Source organism: Collinsella ihumii (assembly GCF_030385545.1).
GTDB classification, from domain to species: Bacteria; Actinomycetota; Coriobacteriia; order Coriobacteriales; family Coriobacteriaceae; genus Collinsella; species Collinsella ihumii.
In genome coordinates this window covers 279739-301352 of record NZ_JAUEIQ010000002.1, presented here as the reverse complement: position 1 = coordinate 301352, position 21614 = coordinate 279739, and the positions used below count along the sequence as shown (strand labels likewise).

The 21614-nt window shown below is 63.6% G+C and carries 15 protein-coding genes; 11 read left to right on the top strand and 4 right to left on the bottom strand.

Annotation, left to right across the window (positions count from 1 at the left end; translation table 11 throughout):
* Positions 1-286 precede the first annotated feature (286 nt).
* Positions 287-847, top strand: coding sequence for an HNH endonuclease (locus QVN30_RS03525; protein ID WP_289835494.1), 561 nt, complete (start codon positions 287-289; stop codon positions 845-847).
* 459 nt (positions 848-1306) lie between these two features.
* Here QVN30_RS03525 and QVN30_RS03520 read toward each other — a convergent pair whose 3' ends face one another.
* The 4 genes from QVN30_RS03520 to QVN30_RS03505 all read right to left on the bottom strand — a co-directional run bounded on the left by QVN30_RS03520 (position 1307) and on the right by QVN30_RS03505 (position 9322).
* Complete coding sequence (locus tag QVN30_RS03520) at positions 1307-3652, bottom strand: S-layer homology domain-containing protein (RefSeq protein WP_289835493.1); 2346 nt, start codon at positions 3650-3652, stop codon at positions 1307-1309.
* A gap of 273 nt (positions 3653-3925) precedes the next feature.
* A complete protein-coding gene (locus QVN30_RS03515; protein WP_289835492.1) occupies positions 3926-6967 on the bottom strand; it encodes an MBG domain-containing protein in 3042 nt (1013 codons plus the stop codon).
* Between the two features lie 764 nt (positions 6968-7731).
* The gene (locus QVN30_RS03510) at positions 7732-8790 is read right to left on the bottom strand and encodes an FAD:protein FMN transferase (protein ID WP_289835491.1); all 1059 of its coding nucleotides are present in this window, start codon (positions 8788-8790) and stop codon (positions 7732-7734) included.
* The gene (locus tag QVN30_RS03505; protein WP_289835490.1) at positions 8783-9322 is read right to left on the bottom strand and encodes a Gx transporter family protein; all 540 of its coding nucleotides are present in this window, start codon (positions 9320-9322) and stop codon (positions 8783-8785) included. Before QVN30_RS03505 ends, QVN30_RS03510 begins: the two co-directional genes overlap by 8 nt.
* A gap of 83 nt (positions 9323-9405) precedes the next feature.
* Between QVN30_RS03505 and QVN30_RS03500 the strand changes: the two genes are divergently transcribed.
* The 10 genes from QVN30_RS03500 to hisI all read left to right on the top strand — a co-directional run bounded on the left by QVN30_RS03500 (position 9406) and on the right by hisI (position 21605).
* Complete coding sequence (locus QVN30_RS03500) at positions 9406-10422, top strand: LacI family DNA-binding transcriptional regulator (protein ID WP_289827197.1); 1017 nt, start codon at positions 9406-9408, stop codon at positions 10420-10422.
* A 531-nt stretch (positions 10423-10953) separates the two neighbouring features.
* Positions 10954-13461: a phosphoketolase family protein gene (locus tag QVN30_RS03495; protein WP_204565213.1), complete on the top strand. Its 2508-nt coding sequence runs from the start codon at positions 10954-10956 to the stop codon at positions 13459-13461.
* Between the two features lie 192 nt (positions 13462-13653).
* On the top strand, positions 13654-15348 hold the full coding sequence (gene hisG, locus QVN30_RS03490; RefSeq protein WP_289835489.1) for an ATP phosphoribosyltransferase: 1695 nt from the start codon (positions 13654-13656) through the stop codon (positions 15346-15348).
* Between the two features lie 406 nt (positions 15349-15754).
* Positions 15755-17158, top strand: coding sequence for a histidinol dehydrogenase (hisD, locus tag QVN30_RS03485; protein ID WP_289835488.1), 1404 nt, complete (start codon positions 15755-15757; stop codon positions 17156-17158).
* 79 nt (positions 17159-17237) lie between these two features.
* Positions 17238-18329, top strand: a complete 1092-nt coding sequence (gene hisC / locus QVN30_RS03480; RefSeq protein WP_289835487.1) for a histidinol-phosphate transaminase — start codon at positions 17238-17240, stop codon at positions 18327-18329.
* A 5-nt stretch (positions 18330-18334) separates the two neighbouring features.
* Positions 18335-18922, top strand: a complete 588-nt coding sequence (hisB, locus tag QVN30_RS03475) for an imidazoleglycerol-phosphate dehydratase HisB (RefSeq protein WP_289835486.1) — start codon at positions 18335-18337, stop codon at positions 18920-18922.
* A gap of 54 nt (positions 18923-18976) precedes the next feature.
* Complete coding sequence (locus QVN30_RS03470) at positions 18977-19714, top strand: imidazole glycerol phosphate synthase subunit HisH (protein ID WP_289835485.1); 738 nt, start codon at positions 18977-18979, stop codon at positions 19712-19714.
* Positions 19711-20457, top strand: coding sequence for a 1-(5-phosphoribosyl)-5-[(5-phosphoribosylamino)methylideneamino]imidazole-4-carboxamide isomerase (locus tag QVN30_RS03465; protein ID WP_289835484.1), 747 nt, complete (start codon positions 19711-19713; stop codon positions 20455-20457). Before QVN30_RS03470 ends, QVN30_RS03465 begins: the two co-directional genes overlap by 4 nt.
* On the top strand, positions 20451-21233 hold the full coding sequence (gene hisF, locus QVN30_RS03460) for an imidazole glycerol phosphate synthase subunit HisF (protein WP_066831574.1): 783 nt from the start codon (positions 20451-20453) through the stop codon (positions 21231-21233). Before QVN30_RS03465 ends, hisF begins: the two co-directional genes overlap by 7 nt.
* A 45-nt stretch (positions 21234-21278) precedes the next feature.
* Positions 21279-21605 carry a phosphoribosyl-AMP cyclohydrolase gene (gene hisI, locus QVN30_RS03455; RefSeq protein ID WP_087201713.1) on the top strand — a complete coding sequence of 109 codons (327 nt, stop codon included), beginning with the start codon at positions 21279-21281 and terminating at the stop codon, positions 21603-21605.
* Positions 21606-21614 lie beyond the last annotated feature (9 nt).

The window sequence follows — 21614 nt, the reverse complement described above, 5'->3', positions numbered from 1 at the left end:
CCGTCTGGGCTCTGCACGAAGAATTTCGGAGATTCGATATGAGCGGATTTATCCCGAGCGGTGACGAGCGCTTTGATGCAATGGTCGTTGACACACTAATCGCCTGGTTAGAGAGGTCTCCGAGCTCCATTACCTATGGAGATCTCGCTAAGAGAATGGTGAAAAGATTCTCGATACCGGAGCCCGATCCTTGGAGAACCTTCGATGCGCCTCTTGGCAGAACCAGGTTTCCTGCGACGAACTCGGGCTTCCTTGCTTGCCCGTAATAGTCGTACGGAAGCAAGGGATGAAGCCGGGCGTAGGGTTTGCCTCGATGCACCGAAGCAGACACCCCGAGGATGCGGGGCTTTCCGATGACGAGCTCGCCTCAAAGGAGCTTGCTTTAGTCAGGGCTTGTGGTGATTGGCAGAGAATCCTCGATTTCTATGGGATTGGTCGCGTCTTTTCCGGCGTTAAGGACGTTGTCGCGGAGAAGCTGGCGAGGGATTCCTATGAGGAGTCGAGCTGCCTTATAGAGTCATTACGCAAAGAGCAGCTCAGGAGCCCTGAGGCCCGACAGCGTTGCCTTGAGCTTAAGGGCACACGATGTGTTGTCTGTGGCTTCGACCCTGTGGAGAGTTGGGGTGTTGCCGGGGTTATTCAGGTTCATCACCTGCGACCGCTTAGCGAGATGCTTTCTGAAAGGGGCTCGACACAAACGGATCCGGAGAAGGACCTTGTTCCTGTTTGCCCCAACTGCCATGCGCTCATCCACAGTAAGCTGCGCGATATGGGTAGTTCAAGGTGCTATACGATTGAGGAGGCAAGAGAGATTGTTCGTGGAAAAGCAGGGGATGGAACACGGTGAGGCTCGTCCTGATTTGAGCCTTGATTGCCAAACTTGGCACAGACATGTCTGCACAAGGTTTGACGGCGTCCCTCGTCTCGATTTGAGTATCTGCGAGCTTTGACTCGAAGAGGCAAGTTGATGGCACGTGGTTTGTCGGACGATGATGCCGTAAAAAACGTCTGTGAACATTTTGACGGCAGGTGGCATGAGTTGGTGGACGTGAGAACGCGTTATCAATAGCACCTTCACAAGCGCCATAAGGATCCTTTGATCGAGCTCATATGATTTTTGCCTCGAGGTGTCTGGGATGACTGCAAACTCGATAAAGCTTGCTCTCAAGTGGGATTAGGACGGCAAAGTGATTCTCCCCGCAAATTAAGCGAGTGACCTATGATGATCTCTATGCATACATATGCCCCGAGAGCGGTTAACGGAACTCACTCCCGGGGCCCGATGGCTTGATCTATTCGGCTGTAGCTATTTTCCGAGCACGCCGGCATCGATGGCGCTCACGGTCATGGCGGCCATCTCCGCCCTGACGAGGCCGCGGGTGGCCTGCAGCTCGCGCGAGCCGTCTTCCATCTCCACGCCGTTCATGATCCCGGCCTCGACGGCCCATGCGACCGCGGGGCGCGCCCAGCCGGACACGGAGTTGCCGTCGGCGAACCGGTCGAGGGCTGACGTGTCGGCCGCGTCCAGGTCCGCGCCCGCAGCGTTGGCGATGACGGCGCAGAACTCCTCACGCGTGAGGGTCCGGCCGATCCCGAACAGGTCGCTCCCGGCGTACCCGCCCATGACGCCCTCGGCCACCGCCCAGTTGACCGCGTCGGTGTACCAGTCGTTCAGGACGTCCCTGTGCGGGGCGGGCGGCGCGGCGAGGTTCCCTTCGCCCAGGTAGTTGAACATGACCGCCGCTGCCTGCTCGCGGGTGAGCCAGTCGAGCGGGCCGAACAGGCCGCTCCCCGAGTAGCCGTTCATGACGCCGAGCTGCGCGGCCCTCGTGACGGCATCGTGGTACCAGGTCCCCTCGGGGACGTCCGGGAAGGACGGCGCGGGCTCGTTGGGGTCGGAAGGATTGTCAGGCTTGTCGGGGTCGGAGGGGTCCATCGGGCCGCTCGGGTCCCCGCCCCGCTCCACGATCTCGAATTCGACCCTGATGCTGCCGGAGTAGGCGCCCTTGCCGGTGATGGTGACCGACGCGGTGCCCGGCGCGTCGTTGTCCTCGTAGGAGAGCTCGTAGTCGGTTCCCTCCGTGAGGACCTTCCCGTCGAGCTCGACGGTGGGCCTGGGTGTTGCGGGCGACCCGGTCCAGGTCTGGTCGGGGATCTCGGAGACCGTGGCGCCGGCGATGGAGACGGTGCCGGCGGGTTCGACGGCTATCCCGAAACAGCGGCGATAAGTTCCCATGTAATATCCGTCGCTACCAGGGTCTTTCTCCATATCCGTGAACTTATCGCTAAACGTGAAGGCCCCCGTTTCATCTGCTCTATATGTCCTGATTTCCTTGACGGATCCGACATAGTCATCAGTTATATAGACCGATGCAGTTCGGTTCGCGTATTGTTTACCGAGATCGATCTTATAGTCGATATTCCCAGAACTCGCATCTCCGAAGACCGCGGTATTCAGGATGAACCCACCCATAAGCCCTTCTACCTTATTGCCTATGAAAGCTGGTGACAATTCGCTGAAGTAATCGACAGCCAGATTGAAGTCAGAATCGGCTAGGGAGATTTCAGCGCCCTCTGTTGTCCGAATAATTGAGTCGTGGCCGCAGAAATCGACAGTCGCACCGCTCTGGAATCGTTCGACGGGTTCAATATTGATTGCAATGACCCCGTCGCATCTACCTTCCAGCTCGGCATTGTTCGTTAGCGTTCTGAGCTCGAATGCATTTACGGTCCCATCTTCCGTGTATTGAACAATGTCGCCGTAAGGGATGGTGAACGTGCCGTCTTGACCGACGATGAGCTTGTGAACCGCGTTGCTCCAGTTTAAATTATCCGATTCGAGTGTGCTCCCTCCAATGTACGCGGTCGCCCTCATTCCGGCATACGTTTTATCGATCTGGAACTTGAATCCGGTGACAGCTGGGTTTTCAAATTCGTCCTCAAGCACTTCTCGGAATGAGAAAAGGTATGACCCAAGGTGGAGGCCCCCATTCGTGGGCAAAGCGTAATTCCTGGGATATTCTATGTAGTCTCCATCTTGAATGGAGACCGGTTTGACCGATGCGGTTCCGTCGTGCGCCTGATTGCTGCCCGCCACGATATCCACCTGGGCTTTGTCATCCGAGATTGAGGCAAGGCTATAGGTGTGGTTTCGTGTGAAGCCATCGTAGAGGCTTTTCAGTGTAAGTGGGGAAATGCCGTTGACCAGGCTATTGCTCGGCATATTGTTCAAATCCCACATGTCGACGACTACCGTTAGCAGCAGGGAGCCATGTACCGGTTGACTAATTTCGATGGTTGAGACTTCTGAGTTGGAATCAGGGCTGGGCACGGAACGCATCAGAGTGGCCCGCGTTCCATCGGAATTCTCAATGTAGATAGTGATTGATCTGCCTTCGAGATAGCCGGGGATGTCAATCGAATAGCTAAAGTCCTCCTTATCGCCGGAGATCTTTAGCTTGTAAAGCACACGGTCGTTCACTTCCGGTTTATATTGGGAGGCGAGCTCGTCGACTGCCTCTACCGTCATCCCATTGCTTTGCGAGACGAGGGAGGTTTGCGACGCCTGCGGTTCGTCTTCTACTGCCATGGCAATAGTTGGTGATGCCAAACAGGCTGTTAGGGTTGCTACTACGATCGGCGTTGCTTTCAAACAGATCACTCCTTGTCACCGCGGGTATTCATAATTCCGGACGATACGATTCGAAAAGACATCTTGCGCCTTTATCGATTCTGCTCGCCCGCGTTGCTCCGTTTTCCTCTCATAGCAGTATATTTGACGCCCCATGTCATCTGGATGTTCCTTGATGGCTTTTCGGCGGTTGGTTTTTCGCACGTTTTTTTATCTAGCGAAGAGTCATATAAAAATGCCCCGGCGGTATGATTTTCCGCCGGGGCACCTTATACCTCCCGCATCTCCTCCCGGTTATCCGAGGTGCAGTACGTCGCGATGCAGGACGCTGAACATCTTGGCAGCGGCGCAGCGCCAGGCATCTCCGCTCGGGTTGACGTAGGCGACGCCGTTGTCAACCTCTCCGCTGATGATGCCCTGGTCGACCGCCCAAGAGACCGAGGTCCGAGCCCAGTCGGCGACCTCGCTGGCCCCGTTGATGGTGTCGAGCGCCTGACCATTGGAGGCCACGGTGACCCCGCCGATCTCCTTGGCATAGTTTGCGAGCATGGCGCACAGCTCTTCGCGCGTGACGGGCTTTTCGGGATCGAAGGTGTTGTTGCCGTATCCGTTGATGACCGCGTGCGCGCGTGCCCAACGGATGGCGCCTCCGTAGTACTGGCTGTAGTCCACGTCGCTGAACGACTCGGAGTTTGCATTCGGCGAGCCGGCCATGTTCCACAGGACGCACGCCACCTGGCCGCGCGTGATGGAAACATACGGGCCGAAGGTTCCGTCGTCGTAGCCGTGCATCAGCCCGTGCTCGAGGACGTAGCCGAGAACCTCCTCGGTGGCGTACCAGTCCGTTGGGTCGACATCGGGGAAGCCGCCCGTGACCGGCGTGCTGGGGGTATCGGGATCTTCCGGCTGCTCAGGTTTGTCTGCGCCGTTCTTGGAAACGGTGAGCGTGCCGTTCACGACGGTCACGTCGTAATCGGGATTGACCCCGAGCTTCACTTCGATGGGATAGGTTCCCTCTGTGCCGCTCCAGACGCACGACAGACTGTAGTCGATTTTCTTTCCCGCAACCTCGCCGGTGACCTTTGCGGTCAGCGGCGGACGCTGGTCGCCCGGCTTCATGGTCTTGTTGTCTACCGTGATGGTCGCCTTTGCCTTGGCGACGGTGACGGCAACCTGCTTGGTCGCCTTTGCATGCGTGTCACTTTCCTGCGCCGTGATGGTGATGGTGGCGTTGCCCGCCCCCTTGATACTCACCGTGCCGTTGCTCGAGACGGTGACGACGTCCGTGTTGCTCGAGCTATAGGTTAGTTTCTGCCCGCTGGATATCGAGGCGCCGAGCGAGAAGTCGGCGTTGCCAAACGTCTTGGTAAACGAATTGCTGCCGGCGATGGACGCCGTCTTCTTGGCCGTGACGGTGAGCGTGCCGTTGACAGCGGTCACGTCATAGTTGGGGTTGGAGCCGAGGTTCACCTTGATGGTGTAGATCCCCGTGGCGGCGGTGTTGGCGTCGCAAGACAGGGTGTATTTCACCGGATAGCTCGAAAGCTGGCCAGCGACCGTGGCGGTGAGCTCGGGCATCTTGCCGCCCACGCCCATGGTTTTGTCTTGTGCGGTGACTGTCGCCTTGGCCTTGCTGATGGTGATCGAAATGGTCTTGCTTGAGCTGGCGGCGGAATCGGTCGCCTGCGTCTTCGCCGTAATCGTTGCAGTTCCCGCCCCATGCACGGTTACATAGCCCATGCTCGAAACGGTGACGACAGATGGGTTGCTGGATGTGTATGTAAGGGTCGAGCCGTTGGTTGCCTTGGCGTCAAGCTTGAAATCGCCGTCGCCGAAGGTTCTGGTGTAGGAGTTTGATCCGTTGATGGTTGGACCGGTGCCGGCGGTGACGGTGAGCGTGCCGTTTATAGCGGTCACATCATAGTTGGGATTGCTGCCAAGCTTTACGACGATGGGGTACGTGCCGACCTTGTTGCTCGGGTTGCAGGACAGCGAGTAGTTGATTCGATCGGAGCTGACCTCGCCGGTGACACTGGCCGTGAGCGTTGGCTTTTTTTCGCCGGAACGCATGGTTAGGTCGTTCGCCCTGACCGTCGCCTCGGCTTTCTTGACCGTTACGGTGATGGTTTTCGTGGCTTCGGGATACCGATCGTTGGCCTGCGCCGTTACGGTGATGGTTGCCGTGCCGGCGCCGCGGACGCTGACCTCATCACCGTATAGGCCGATGACGGACGTATCGCTTGTATAGTAGCGCAGGGTCTGGCCGCTGGAGATCGACTGGTTGAGGCTGAAGTCCGCGTCGCCAAACGTCTTGGTAAAGGAGTCGCGACCGTCGATGGTCGCAGGGGTCGTTACCGGTGGTTGCGAGCTCCCGCCCTCCAGGCTGAAGAAGTTCACCTGATACTCAATGGGGGAAGAAGTGGCTCCCGTGATGCGCACGGTGAAGCTGTCGCCCGGATTGTAAGAAATACCGTTGGGCCTGAAGATGATGGCGCCGACCATTCCGTACCAACCGTTGTCGACGTGGAAGTAGCCATCTTTTGACCCGCTGCTAAACTTCCATTCCTTGCCATCACGCTGGCGGGTGAGGGTGACGGTCGTTTTGCTTTCCGATACCTCGCTGCCCACGTTCAGGCTCCACGGATCGTCGTTCTGGAAGAGCTCGACCGGCATGTTCTGCGCGGGCCAAGCGACGTTCGTGCAGCTTGAGGAGCCAGTTCTGTCGAAGGCGTACATGGCGGTGTAATTCCACCCGTTGCCCGGGGCATATCCAAAGCCCACCTGTTTCATGGGCGGATTGAGCACCCAGCGACGGTGGCCTACGCGGTCGATATTGCCCGAATCCTCGTCGCGCAGGTAACCCCGGACGATCGAGTCGGCGGGATTTTTGTAGCCTGCTCCGATATTTGAACTGCCGGCTCCTTCATACCCAAGGTCGTAGAGGGCATCGGATATGCCGGCGGGCTTTGCCGGGCTGTGCGACAGTGCTCCGTTCAGGCTGTTGACGAGCGCTGCTGCCTGCGCCTGTTTGTTATAGCTGGCGTTCAGCGTGACATTGCTTGGGACGCCCGCGATGTAGCGCACAAAGTTGAGGACCTTGAGCGCGTCGTTGAGCGTTTCGTCCGAAAGGCTTCCGGCGGCATACGGCGGAGTGTCGACATCTGGCTGCACGGAATAGCTGACGGATTTGCTCGTGAGCTCGTCGAGGTCGATGTTATTTCGCTCGGCATAGTCCAAGATGTCCTCCTGGCTTACCGGGTTCACGTTGCATCCATCGGCAAAGGCGGCATGAGGGCTCAGGGCAAGCACGAGCGCGAGGCTTGCCATGAGTGCCATCACCACCCGCCACCATCGCCGCGACGCGTGCTGGGACAGCCCGGAGGGCTGCCAAACATTCGTATACATAAGTACCTCCCGACCCTTTGCGAGGGGGACAACCCCTCTCTACTTGAGACCTTATATGCTGGTGGCGGATGTTTTTGGGTGCGGCAAAAGTCTATCGGCGAGGGGTCATTTTGATTGGTGAGCGGCGGCGTGCGGCAGGCAAAAGTGCACGCAGAAGGTACGTCCCCAACGTGCATTTATAACCGCAGTGCCATGCCGCTGCGCTTGGCCACGAACCACCTTCCCCGTTCCCACCAGATCACTTTGGGTGTACGGCGGATGCAGACGGTCCACTTGACGCAGAGGTTGCCGAATTCTGCTCTACCGAAGCTCCGTACGCTGTAGACGCTTTCGATGTTCCACCATCTGCCGTCGGGCCAATGCAGGCGCACGGGGTGCGCATCGTGATCACCGGGCCCTGGTGACCCTGCCGCCATGTCCACGCGAATGTAGATGCGCTCCCGTTCTGCGGGAATGCCGCACCTCCCGGCAAGCGATGCACGATGTGGGAATCCGGCCACGGCAACCTCCTCAATCGATCATGTGTTCGAATCGAGTGGCATCATAAGCAGTCGCGTGGACATGGCTTTGCACCCAGTGGAGGCTCGCGAGCCTCCACTGGATCCAGATTCAAGGTCGAGGCGTGTCCATACGGTCCGCCTCCGCCAGCCCGTCGCGCGGAAGCCCGCGAAGCGCGCTTTACGCAATCCAGAAGATCAGCTGGCAAACGAGGTGATGACGTCCCATCGGCTGCTTTCGACGGCGGTTCCGTCGTGCAGGATGAAATACGCGGCGACGTCGTCGCGTTCGTCGGCGATCTGGCGCCCACGATCGCTGCCGGCAACGAAGAGCGTGGTCGAAAGCGTGTCAGCCAAGGTGGAGGAGGGGCAGGCAACCGTGACGCTGTCGACGTCGGTGGAGACGGGCATGCCCGTATTCGGGTCCAGGATGTGCCAGTAGGTCACGCCGTCCTGCTCGAAGGTGCGCTCGTATAGCCCGCTGGTCACCAGGGAGGTCGGTTCGGCAAGCGAGGCGGTGCCGACGACGGTGCTGCCGCCGGGATCGTTGGGGTCGCGCACGCCGACGAGCCAGGGCTCTCTGTCGGGCTTGGTGCCGAACAGCGCGATGTTGCCGCCCAGGGAGATCATGGCGGCGGTGGCCGAGGTCTCGGCTTCCAGCAGCTCGACGAGCCGGTCGGCAACATAGCCCTTGGCGATGCCTCCCAGGTCGAGTTGCGCCTGCGGGTCGTCGAGCTGCACGGTGCAGGCGTCCTCGTCCACGTGGACGCCGCGCCAGCCCACATGGGGGAGGGCGGCGGAAATCGCATCGTCGGAAGGACGCACGCCCTCGTCGAAGTCCCATAGGGTCGATACGGCGCCGATGGTGATGTCGAACAGCCCGTCGAACTCCGCGCAGTAAGCCAGGGCCTGGGAGACCAGGTCCGCAGTCGCGGGGTCCACCTCCACGGCGGCGCCTTTGGCGGCGTTGATGCGCGCGATGTCCGAATCGCTGCTGTAGAGGTTGAACAGCTTGTCGTAGCGGGCGCACGCCTGCGTCAGCTTTGAAAGCGCCGCATCGTCGCCGTAAACAGAAAACGTGCAGTACGTATCGAATGCGAACGTGCCGCCGCTCGCGGGCTCCTCTCCAGGGCCTACCGCGACCGACCCGCCGCTTTCGGAGCATCCGGGCAGCAGGCAGGTTAGGCTTCCGGCAAGCGCGATGCCCGCGCCTGCGAGCAGCGCGCGGCGAGAGGGGAATGACGACGGACTATTCACGGAGGCCCGCCTCCGGGAGGGCGGCGAGCACGCCGCGCAGGATGAGCCCGATCGCCAGTCCGCACGCAACGCCCGCGATGGCGAGCACAGGCGCGTTCACGAGCGCGACCTGGGGGGACAGAAGCGCCGCCACGACCAGCAGCTGGCCCGCGTTGTGCGCCACGCCGCCCAGAACCGACACGCCCACCTCGGAAAACAGGTCGAGGCGCACGGCGGCGGCCATGACAGCCCATGAGAGCAGGCCTCCGCCCAAGCTGAACGCGAGCATCTGCGGTGTCGAGAAGAGCAGCATGGAGCAAAACACCTTGGCGAGCATGATGAACAGGGCGGGACGGGCGCCCATGCGCTCGAGTGCGAACAGGACCACGGCGTTGCCCAGCCCCAGCTTGATGCCGGGAACGCTCGCCGGCAGGGGCACCAGGACCTCCAGGTAGCCCGCGCACAGGGCAAGGGCGGTGAGCAGGCCGTACCATGCCGCCCTGCGCCCCGGGCTCGATAGGGTGTTTCGTTTTGTCGCATTCCGTCGTATCATGCTGGCTATTATAGAGAACGCGCCGTGGTATACGCACCATTGCATAAACGCACCAAGGTCATGAGGCAAAAGGAGAAGAGGCTGTGGCCAAGAAGGTGACGCTCAAGCAGATCGCGCACGAGGTGGGCCTGTCGCCTGCCTCCGTCTCGCTTGTCCTCAACAACCGACCGTGTCGCATCTCCGAGGAGAATCGCCGCCGCATCAAAGAGGTGGCGGCGCGCGAGCACTATATTCCCAACCAGATCGCGCGGAGTCTGGTCACGCGCCAATCAAAGACCCTCGGCCTCATCGTCCCCAACATCGAAAGCCGGTTCTTCTCCTCGCTCGCCAAGAATCTGGAGCAGCGGTGCCGTGCCGAAGGGTACGCATTGTTCATCACCAATTCGGACGGGATTCCCGAGAACGACGTCGAGTTGCTCAACCTGCTGGTCACGCGCGGTGTCGATGGCCTGTTTCTCGTAGTCTCCGATGAGGTGTCCGACAATGCGACGCTGCTTGAGGAGCTGAGCAACCTGCCGGTTCCGTGCGTGATGGTCGACCGCGTGGTGAACGAGTTCACCTGCGACAAGGTCATGTTCGACCACGAGCTGGGCGGCTACATGGCGACGCGCTACCTGCTGCAGATGGGGCATCGTCGGATCGCCTGCGTGGTGAACGCCTCCAAGACCCTGACCGGTCGCAAGCGTCTGCTGGGCTATCTGCGCGCGCTGCGCGAGTCGGGTCTCGAGACGGACCTGTCGCTCGTGGTGGAGAGCGAGTACTACATCTCCAGCGCATACGAAGCGTGCACCGAGGTGCTCGACAGCGATGCGACCGCCGTGTTCGCGAGCTCGGACAACATCGCGCTCGGCCTGCTGAAGCGCATGCATGAGAAGGGGAAGCGCATCCCGCGCGACTACTCGATGGTGAGCTACGACAACAGCGCCGCCGATGCGCTGTTCGAGCCCGCGCTGACCTCGATCGAGCAGAACGTCGGCGAACTGTCGATGCATGCGGTGGGCCTGATGATGCGCCGTCTGGCGAACCCCGCCGTCGATCCGGTCGAGCGCGTGCTCAAGCCTCAGCTGGTCATCAAGGAAAGCGTGGCCTCTGCGAAGTAGGGTATCTGCCCCCACCCTTCGTCTCGGCTGCGCGAACGGTATGTTTTGGCCGGTGAGCGGCATGAGATATGAAGGAACGGAGAAGGGCTGCGACGTATGCGGCGCGCCTTTTGCTCGTGCTGCGCATATTGTTCGAACACTTCATGGAATGGGTCGGTCCACTGCCATGGCGCAAAGCACCGTTTTTGCAGGTACGGGCGATAATAGGCGATAGGTCCGAGAGGGGCTGTTCGAAGACAGTCCGTTTTGGCTGTCCCAAGGCGATGCTTACCGCACCTTGATATAAACTTTTCCGAAAGATAAAACGATTTGTCGTAATGGTAAAACGTTTTAGCAACTATACTGGCCTTGGATGTGCTGGACGGGTGCAACCCGGTAGATTCCAGAGGCTCCATCCAACTTCTGGGATTTGCACACTGCGCGGAACCCCTGCCTGCGCTGAGCGCTTACTGCGGCTCGCATCCGTCCGCATCCGAGGTTTGATACCTAATCGGCGGGCATCCCGCCCGGCGTGATAAAAAAGGAGGAGCAATGTCCCAACCCGTGATCGGAACTCCGTGGAAGAAGCTCAACGCCCCGGTGAGCGCTGAGACCCTCGAGGGTGTTGAGAAGTATTGGCGCTGCGCCAACTACCTCTCGGTCGGTCAGATCTACCTCCGTTCCAACCCCCTTATGAAGAAGGACTGGGTGGACGAGAAGACCGGTGAGACCCGTGATTTCGGTCGTCCCGACGTCAAGCACCGTCTCGTCGGCCACTGGGGCACCACTCCGGGCGTGAACTTCCTGTTCGGCCACGTGAACCGCCTGATCGCCGATCACCAGCAGAACGCCATCTTCCTGATGGGCCCTGGTCACGGCGGCCCTGCGGGCACCGCTCAGTCCCTGCTCGACGGCACCTATCGCGAGATCCGTCCCGACATCACCGATGACGAGGCCGGTCTGCAGAAGTTCTTCCGCCAGTTCTCTTACCCCGGCGGTATCCCCAGCCACTTCGCTCCCGAGACCCCCGGTTCCATCCACGAGGGCGGCGAGCTCGGCTACACCCTGTCCCACGCCTACGGCGCCGTGATGGACAACCCGAGCCTGCTGGCCGTGGCCGTTGTGGGCGACGGCGAGGCCGAGACCGCGGCGCTCGCCACCTCCTGGCAGTCCAACAAGCTCGTGAACCCCAAGACCGACGGCATCGTGCTGCCGATCCTGCACCTCAACGGCTACAAGATCGCCAACCCCACCATCCTCGCCCGCATCTCCGATGAGGAGCTCACCAAGTTCTTCGAGGGCATGGGCTACAAGCCGCACTTCTTCATGGCCGGCTTCGACAACGAGCCGCACATGTCGATCCACGCTCGCTTCGCCACCCTCCTCGAGGAGGTCTTCAACGAGATCTGCGACATCAAGACCAAGGCTGAGACCGGCGTCGAGACCCGCCCGGTCTACCCGATGATCATCTTCCGCACGCCCAAGGGCTGGACGTGCCCCAAGCACATCGACGGCAAGAAGACCGAGGACTCCTGGCGTGCCCACCAGGTGCCCCTGGCGAGCGCCAAGGACACCCACGAGCACTTCCGCGTCCTGCGCGCCTGGCTGCGCTCCTACATGCCCGAGGAGCTCTTCACGCCGGAGGGCCAGATTCGCCCCGAGGTGACGGCCTTCATGCCCAAGGGCGACCTGCGCATCGGTGCCAACCCCAACGCCAACGGCGGCAAGGTCCGTCAGCCGCTCACCCTGCCCGACATCCATGCCCATGAGGTGCCGGTCGCCGAGAAGGGTCACGGCTGGGGCTCCACCGAGGCCGCGCGCGTCTTCGGCGCCTACACCGCCGACGTGCTCGCCGCTAATGACGATTTCCGCATCTTCGGCCCCGACGAGACCGCTTCGAACCGCCTGCAGGACGCCTACAAGGTGACCAAGAAGCAGTGGGAGGCCGGCTATCACGCCGACGCCGACAACGACGACCTGCTGGCCACCTCCGGCAAGGTGATCGAGCAGCTCTCCGAGCACCAGTGCGAGGGCTTCCTCGAGGCCTACCTGCTCACCGGCCGTCACGGCGTGTGGAGCACCTACGAGAGCTTCGTGCACGTGGTCGACTCCATGGTCAACCAGCACTGCAAGTGGCTCGAGGCCACCGTCCGCGAGATCCCGTGGCGCGAGCCCATCGCCGGCCTGAACATCCTGCTGTCCAGCCACGTGTGGCGTCAGGACCACAACGGCTTCTCCCACCAGGACCCCGGCTTCATCGACCTGCTGCTCAACAAGGCCAACGACACCCACGTCGTGAACGCCTACTATCCGTGCGACGCCAACATGGCCCTGGCCGTCGCCGAGCGTTGCTACCAGTCCACCAACTGCGTGAACGCCATCTTCTGCGGCAAGCAGCCCGCGCCGACCTTCGTGACGGTCGACGAGGCCAAGGCCGAGCTCGAAGAGGGCCTGGCCGTGTGGGATTGGGCCTGCACCGCCGATAGCCTCGAGGACGCCGACCTCGTGATCGCCTCGTGCGGCGACGTCCCCACCATGGAGGCCCTGGCCGCCACCGACCTGCTGCGCAAGCTCGGCGTCAAGGTGTGGTTCGTGAACGTCGTCGACCTGCTCAAGATCCAGAGCGTCGCCGACAACGACCAGGCCATCTCCGACGAGCGCTTCGTCGAGTTCTTCGGTGACGAGAACAAGCCCGTGCTCTTCTGCTTCCATGCTTACGAGGGCACCATCCACCGCATCCTGTGGGATCGTCCGGGCGTCAAGAGCTTCCGCGTGCACGGCTACGAGGAGAAGGGCTCCACGACCACCCCGTACGACATGCTGCGCCTCAACAACATGGATCGCTGGGAGCTTGCGTCCGACGCGCTGCGCCTGGTCGACGCCGACAAGTACGCCGATCAGATCCAGACGTGGGAGGACTTCCGCGAGGAGGCGTTCCGCTTCGCCGTGGACGAGGGCTACGATCACCCCGACTTCACCAACTGGGTCTGGCCCGACGCCGCCGCCGCGACCGACGGCGAGCTTTCCGCGACCCAGATGACCGCCGGCGACAACGAGTAGCGCCCGGAACATCCGGTTCAGCCAACCGCAAGCGAGGGGGGCACGGCCACGAGGCCGTGCCCCTTTTTCTACCGCTCCTTCGGGCGCCGCTTCGGCAAGAACTATCAGGACTTGGTTAACAATTGCATGTTTGCTGCCGCGAGCACTCTAGTATGCTAAAGTATCTGGCCAGCAAGAAGAGAGGAGCGGCGCATGACGGCAACGCCATGGGGATTCAGGGACATTCTGCCCGAGGAGGCGCAGGCGCGCGAGGATATCGCGCTGACGGTAAAGAACTGCCTCAAGGCGCATCGCTACCTTCCGGTCGAGACGCCGCTTTTGGAGGACAAAAGCGCGCTGGAGCAGGGCGGGCACCTGGCGGATACGCCCTTCAAGCTTTTCGACGACGACGGTCGCTTCCTGGTCGTCCGTCCCGACAACACGCTTTCCATCGTGAGGCTCGTGTCCTCGCGCATGAGCGTCGGCGATCTGCCGCTGCGCCTGCGCTACGAGGCGCCGGTCGTGCGCGCCGCCTCGCGCAACAGCGGCACCTCGCGCCAGTTCACGCAGCTCGGCTACGAGCTGATCGGTGCCGGCGGCGCGGCGGGGGATGCCGAGATCGTCTCGATCGCGGTCGAGGTCGTGCGCGAGCTCGGCCTGCCCGGCTGGCGGCTCGTCTGCGGCAGCGTCCTGCCCATCAAGGCCCTGCTTTCCTGCTGTGCCGACGCGGACCTCGCCCGCCGCGTGCTCGAATTCGTGCACGCCAACAACCTCGTTGACCTCGATGCGTGCGTGCGCGCAAGCGGCGAGGACGAGGCCTTCAAGCGCGCCGTGTGCGCCCTGCCGCGCCTGAGCGGCGGCATCGAGGTGCTCGACGAGGTCGACGCGCTGCTGGAGGACGCGGGGGTGGGCGATTCCGCCACCGACGAGCTGCGCGCGCTCTATGGGGCGGTCTCCGCGATGGGGGAGGACGTCCGCGCGCGCCTGACGTTCGATTTCTCCATCTTGAACTCGTTTGACTACTACACGGGCCTGCTGTTCAAGGTCTACGCCGCCGGCATGCCGGACTCCGTCGGCTCGGGCGGTCGCTACGATACCGTGCTCGACGGCGCGATCGACGGCGTGCAGCGCGTCCCCGCTGCCGGCTTTGCGTTCTCGCTCGAGCGGCTCGAGGCGGTCCGTCCCGACGAGAAGGCCGTGTGCGCGGGCGGGGACGGGGCGATCCCGCGCGATGTGGCGGCGCCCTTGCGCATCGCCGTCCCCAAGGGCTCGCTCAACGCCGATACGCTGCGCGTGCTCGAGGCTGCGGGGCTTGACGTGTCCGCCCTGCGCGATCCCGGCCGGCACCTGATCTTCAGGGCGCGCGATACGCGCGAGGGTGACGACTCCATCGGCGAGGTGGAATACATCATCGTGCGACCGACCGACGCCCCGGCGTTCGTTGCCTGCGGGGGAGCCGACTGCGGTATCTGCGGGCGCGACTCCTTGATCGAGGCCGATCTCAACCTGCTTCAGCTTATCGACCTGCAATTCGGCGCATGCCGGTTCATCGAGGCCGAGCCCGCATGGCGGGCGGGGGAGGCGGAGCGCGCCTATGCGCGCCGCGGCAGCCTGCGCGTTGCGACGAAGTATCCGCGCATCGCGAGCGCCTGGTACGAGGAGCGCGGCGTGAACGCGGACATCATCTCGCTTCACGGCAACATCGAGCTCGGACCCATCGTGGGCCTGTCCGACCGCATCGTGGACATCACGGCTACCGGCACGACGCTGCGCGAAAACGACCTCGTCATCACCGGCGAGATCATGGAGTGCACGGCGCGGTTCTTCGTGAACCCCGGCCGCGCGAGGCTGGACGGGCGCGTGAGGAGGCTCGCGGAGCGCCTGGCCGCCGTCGTGGCGCGGGGTTGAGGGTCCTGAGCGAAGCTTGCCGAATTTGGTATCAACAACCGGGGTATCTTCGGGCAAAACGGGCGCGTCGCAGCGCCCTGCGATGAGGTGGCTGAGCAAAACCGCTGGTAGATAGCTTGTCACATGTGTCCGTTACGCGCTCGACCTGCGTGATGCGCGCCGCGTTGATACCAAATTGGTTTTCTAGAAATAATAACCCCCTCATATCTGGGGAAATGCGGTGTCGTTTCGCCACGGAGCGGATACCTCCCTTTCCGAAGGCGCCGTATTTCCCTCGTGTTTCCAGAGGTGGTATGAAAAACTTTATCGTGCTAAAGTAGCAATGCCCGGCAGGGATCCATGTCTGCTGCCGTGATCCCCTAACCGCCAAGACGGACTGCCCGATCTCGTGAGGAGACGATTTGATATGAAGACCATCACGCTGGCTGCAGGCGAGCTCCTCGACGCCTCGATGCTGACGCGCGAGGGCGTGCTGCCGGCCGACACCACGCAGGCGGCCCAGCGCATCATCGATGCGGTGCGCTCCGAGGGAGACGCCGCCGTTCGACGCTATTGCAGCGAGTTCGATGGCGTGGACCTCGCCTCGTTCCGCCTGCCGCAAGAGCAGATCGACGCCGCGCTCGAGGGGCTCGACCCCGCGTTTCTGGCGGCGCTCGAGAAGGCCGCCGCTCAGATCCGCGATTTCCATGAGCGCGAGGCGCAGCAGTCCTGGTTCACGACGCGTCCCGACGGCACCATGCTGGGCGTGAAGGTGACGCCGCTTGCCGCTGCCGGCATCTACGTGCCCGGCGGCCGCGCCCAGTACCCTTCGACCGTGCTCATGAACGCGATTCCCGCCAAAGTCGCCGGCGTCGAGCGGGTGATCATGGTCACGCCTCCGCAGCGCGATGCCGTCGAGGCGGGGACCTGCCCCATCTCTCCCTACACGCTGGCCGCGGCCAAAGTCAGCGGGGTCGATGAGATCTACACGGTCGGCGGCGCGCAGGCCGTCGCCGCGCTCGCCTACGGCACCGAGTCCATCCCGCGGGTGGGGAAGATCACCGGCCCCGGCAACGCGTATGTGGCGGCAGCCAAGCGCCTGGTGTCCGGAGACGTCGGCATCGACATGGTCGCCGGCCCCTCCGAGGTCTGCGTGCTGGCGGATGCGACCGCCCATCCCGCCGTGGTCGCCGCCGACCTGATGGCGCAGGCCGAGCACGACCCGCTGGCGGCCTGCTACCTCGTGACCTGCGATGCCGCCTTTGCCGCCGAGGTCGAGCGGGCGATCGGGGTGCTGGTCGCCCAGAGCCCGCGCGCGGACATCACGCGCGCCTCGCTCGACAACGAGGGCACGATCATCATCGCCGCTGATATGGATGCGGCCGTCGAGGCCGTGAACACCATCGCGCCCGAGCATCTCGAGCTCCACTGCGCCGACGCGCTGGGGCTGCTGGGAGCCATCCGCAACGCGGGCGCCATCTTCGTGGGTGCGTGGAGCACCGAGCCGCTCGGCGATTACGTGGCGGGACCCAACCACACGCTGCCCACGGGCGGCACCGCGGCGTTCTCCAACCCGCTTTCGGTGGACGACTTCGTCAAGAAGTCCTCGGTCATCTGCTACACGCCCGCGGGCCTGCTCAAGGATGCGCCGGCAACCCAGCGCCTTGCGCACGCCGAGGGGCTCTGGGCCCATGCGCTCTCCACGGCGCTGCGCCGCCGCGTGCTGGAGCGCGGCGAGGACGCGGTGGCGACGGACGCCCTGGCGGCCGTCGACCTGACCGCCGTCGCCTGGCCCGACGATCCCGCCGAAACGGTGGCCGCGGGCGCGTAGGCGCCCTCTCGAAGCAACCGCTTCGCATCCGACTGAATCTACCGGGCAGGCTGCCCGGCATGTACGAAAGAGGAGTCCCATGGCAGAGCTCTCCGAGCGCATGCGCGCGCTGGTCCAGCCCCATCTTGCCGGCATCGAGCCCTACGATCCGAACTTCACGCCCACGCGCATCAACCTGTCGGCCAACGAGAACACCTATCCGCTGCCCGACGGCGTGCGCGCCGCAATCGATGGCGTCCTGGCGGCAACGCCGCTTAACCGTTACCCGGATCCCATGTCCGGGGCGCTGCGCGACGAGCTCGCCGCGTGGCACGGCGTTACCCGCGAGAACGTCTGCGTGGGCAACGGCGGCGACGAACTGCTCTACAACTTCCTGCTCGCCTTCGGGGGCCAGGGGCGCACGCTGCTGGTCTGCCCGCCGTGCTTTTCCGAGTACGAGTTCTTCGCCTCGCTCACCCAGACATCGGTGAGGACCGTACGGCGCGACCGCAAGACGCTGCGCGTCGACGAGAAGGCGACGCTGGCGGCGGCGCAGACGGCGGACCTGGTCATCGTCACCTCGCCCAACAACCCGACCGGCGACGCGCTGCCCGTGAGCTTCGTGGCGCAGCTGTGCCGCGCGTGCCCCGGCATGGTGATGCTGGACGAGGCCTACATCGAGTTCGCCGATGCGGGCTATGACGCGTGCGGGCTGCTTGCGTCGTGTCCCAACCTGGTGATCCTCCACACGCTTTCCAAGGCGTTCGGCGAGGCGGGCATCCGCTGCGGGTACGTGATCGCGGCCGCCGATGCGATCGATGTGTTCGCAGCGGTGCGCCAGATCTATTCGGTCAACGTGCTCACGCAGGCGGCGGCGCTCGCCGCCGCGCAGATGCGCGACGCGTTCGTGCCGGTTGTGGAAAAGATCCGCTCCGAGCGCGAGCGCATGCTCGCCGCGTTGGAGTCCGACGAGCGCGTTCAGGCCTGGCCGAGCCAGGGGAACTTCCTGCTCGTGCGCGTCGACGAGGCGAGCGCGATTCGCCGCCGCCTGCGCGACGAGCACTCCATCCTCGTGCGCGACTTCAGCGCCGTGCCCGGGCTGGAGGGGTGCCTGCGCATCACCGTGGGCACGCCCGAGGAAAACGACGAGGTGCTTGCGGCGCTGGAGGCGCTGCTCGACGAGGAGGCATGAGGGATATGACGCGAACGGCGCGAGTGACCCGCACGACGGGCGAGACCGACATCACGATCGAGCTGGATCTGGACGGATCGGGTACCTGTGACATCTCGACGGGCGTTCCGTTTTTCGATCACATGTTGAACGCCTTCGGGCGCCACGGCCTGTTCGACCTGACGGTCCACGCGACCGGCGACACCGAGGTCGATGCGCATCACACCGTGGAGGACACGGGCATCGTGCTCGGGCAGGCGTTCGCCTGCGCGCTGGGCGACAAGGCGGGCATCACGCGCTTCGCCGACTGCGCCATCCCCATGGACGAGACGCTCGTCATGGCCGCGGTGGATATCTCGGGACGCGGCCAGGCGTATTGCGACCTGCCGCTGCCGACCGAGCGCGTCGGCGCGTTCGACACCGAGCTCGCCGTCGAGTTCTTCTACGCGTTCGCCCGCGATGCGCGCCTGACCCTGCATGTGCGCGAGCTCGCCGGCGCGAACAGCCATCACATCATCGAGGCGGCGTTCAAAGCGGTCGGGCGCGCCATGCGGCATGCCTGCGAGCGCGATCCGCGCGTGATGGGCGTGCCGTCCACCAAGGGCTCCCTCTGATGGTGCGTTTGGGGACGGGGCCATTTCTGTTCATGCATGGAGAAAGGTGCGGCTATGGCCGATAAGCCGAGCATCGTCATCGTCGACTACCACAAAGGCAACCTGTCCAGCGTGGCCCGCGGGCTTGCGCGCGCGGGCGCCGAGGCCGTCGTATCCGACGACCCCGACCGCATTCGCGCGGCCGACGGCATCGTGCTGCCGGGCGTGGGGTCCTTTTACGACGCGATCGCCTTCATGCACGAATCGGGCCAGGACCAGGCGGTCATCGATGCGCTGGCAGACGGGGCGGGAACTCCGTTTCTGGGTATCTGCCTGGGGCTCCAGCTGCTTTTTGAGCGCGGCGACGAAGGCGTGCCGGCAGACGCGCCGGCTGACTCCGCGCCCGCCGGCGCCCCCGGGGCCGTATTCGAGGCCGAGGGGAAGCGCTGGGCTCGCGGCCTCGGCCTGCTCAAGGGGTCGTGCACCATCCTGCCGGCGGATCGCCTGAAGATACCGCACGTGGGATGGGACCAGGTGCATCTTGCGCCGGCGGGCCTCTCGTGTCCGCTGCTCAAGGGGTTCGACGAGGGCGCGAACCTCTACTTCACGCATTCTTACGCACTCGACGAGGACGTGGACGCACGCGTTGTCGCCGCCCGTACGTTCTACGCACGCGCGTTCGGCTCGGTCGTGTGGCACGGCAACATCTACGGATGCCAGTTCCACCCCGAGAAGTCCTCGGCTCACGGGCATCAGATTCTCGAGAATTTCGTGCGCATCGTGGAGGCGCACATGAAGGAGGCGCGCGCATGATCGTCTTTCCCGCTATCGACCTCGTTGCCGGCAAGGTCGTGCGCCTGGAGCGCGGCGACCGCGCGCATATGAAGGTGTATTCCGACGACCCGGTTGCCCAGGCGCACGAGTTTTTGGAGCAGGGGGCCACGTGGGTGCACGTGGTCGACCTCTCGGCAGCGCTCGAGGAGGACGATGACGCCCGCGCGGCCAATTCCGCTGCCATCGAGGCGATCTGTCGAATCGACGGCCTGTCTGTCGACGTGGGCGGCGGCGTGCGGTCGCTTGCCCGCATCGACGAGCTGGCGGCTTATGGGGCCCGGCGCATCGCGCTCGGCACGGTGCTCGTGACCGAACCCGGGTTTGCCGAGATCGCGGCGCGCGGGTTCGGCGACCTGCTCGCAGCGGATGTTGCCGCCCGCGACGGCCAGGTCAAGATAAACGGCTGGCGCGAGGGCATCTCCCGCAGCGTCGAGGACGTGGTGGGGGAGCTGTCGGGCCTCGGCTTCAAGCACCTGGTGTTCACGGATATCGCGCGCGACGGCATGCAGACCGGCATCGACGTGGAGGCCTACCGCCGCGTCGCCGGATGCGCGGGCTTTCCCGTGGTGGCGTCGGGCGGCATCTCCACGCTGGACGACATTCGCGCGTGCGCTGCCGCGGATGCGAGCGTCATCGAGGGCTGCATCATCGGACGCGCCCTGTACGAGAAGAACTTCACGTTGGCCGAGGCGCTCGCCGCGGCGAAGGAGGCGACATGCTGACCAAGCGGATCATCCCATGCCTGGACGTGAAGGACGGGCGTGTGGTCAAGGGCGTGAACTTCGTGTCGCTGCGCGATGCGGGAGACCCCATCGAGCTCGCGGCCGCCTATGATCGCGAGGGCGCCGACGAGGTGGTGTTCCTCGACATCACGGCGACGAGCGACGATCGCGCGACGACAATCGACATGGCGGCGCACGCCGCCTGCGAGCTATCGATTCCCTATACCGTGGGCGGCGGGTTCCGCGATCTTGCCGGCATGCGCCAGATGGTCGCTGCAGGAGCGGACAAGGTGTCGATCAACTCGGCCGCCGTGCGCCGGCCCGAGCTCATCACCGAGGCCGCCGCGGCGTTCGGCAGCCAGGCGGTCATCGTCGCCATCGACGCCAAGCGCGTCGGCGTGCCCGGGGCGCCGGGCGCCGACAAGTGGGAAGTCTATCTTGCCGGCGGGCGCACGCCGACGGGCATCGATGCGGTCGCCTGGGCGCAGGAGGCTGCGCGGCGCGGTGCGGGCGAGATTCTGCTGACGAGCATGGACCGCGACGGAACCAAGGAGGGTTTCGATCTGGCGCTGACCCGCGCGGTTGCCCGCGCGGTCCCCATCCCCGTCATCGCGAGCGGCGGCGTGGGCACGCTCGAGCACTTTGCCGAGGGGGTTATCGAGGGCGAGGCCGACGCCGTGCTGGCGGCGAGCGTGTTCCACTTCGGCACCTACAGCATTCGGCAGGTCAAGGAGTACATGGCATCGCAGGGCATCCCCGTCCGCCTCGATTTTTAGTAATCGATCGGTGCTTTTTCGCAGGTCTCGTCAGAAAGGGCGGCAATGGATATCAGCGAGCTGAAGTTCGATGCGCAGGGGCTCATCCCGTGCGTGGTGCAGCAGTACGACACGGGCGAGGTGCTCATGGTGGCGTGGATGAACGCCGAGTCGGTGGGGCTGACGCTTGAGACGGGCACGACGTGGTTTTGGAGCCGCAGCCGTCAAGAGCTGTGGAACAAGGGGGCGACGAGCGGCAACATGCAGCAGCTGCATGAGCTCAAAGTCGACTGCGATGCGGACACCCTGCTCGCGCTGGTCGACTCGCCGGGCCCTGCGTGCCATACCGGCAACCGAAGCTGTTTTTTCCGCACCTTGGACGACGCACGTTAGAAAGGCTGG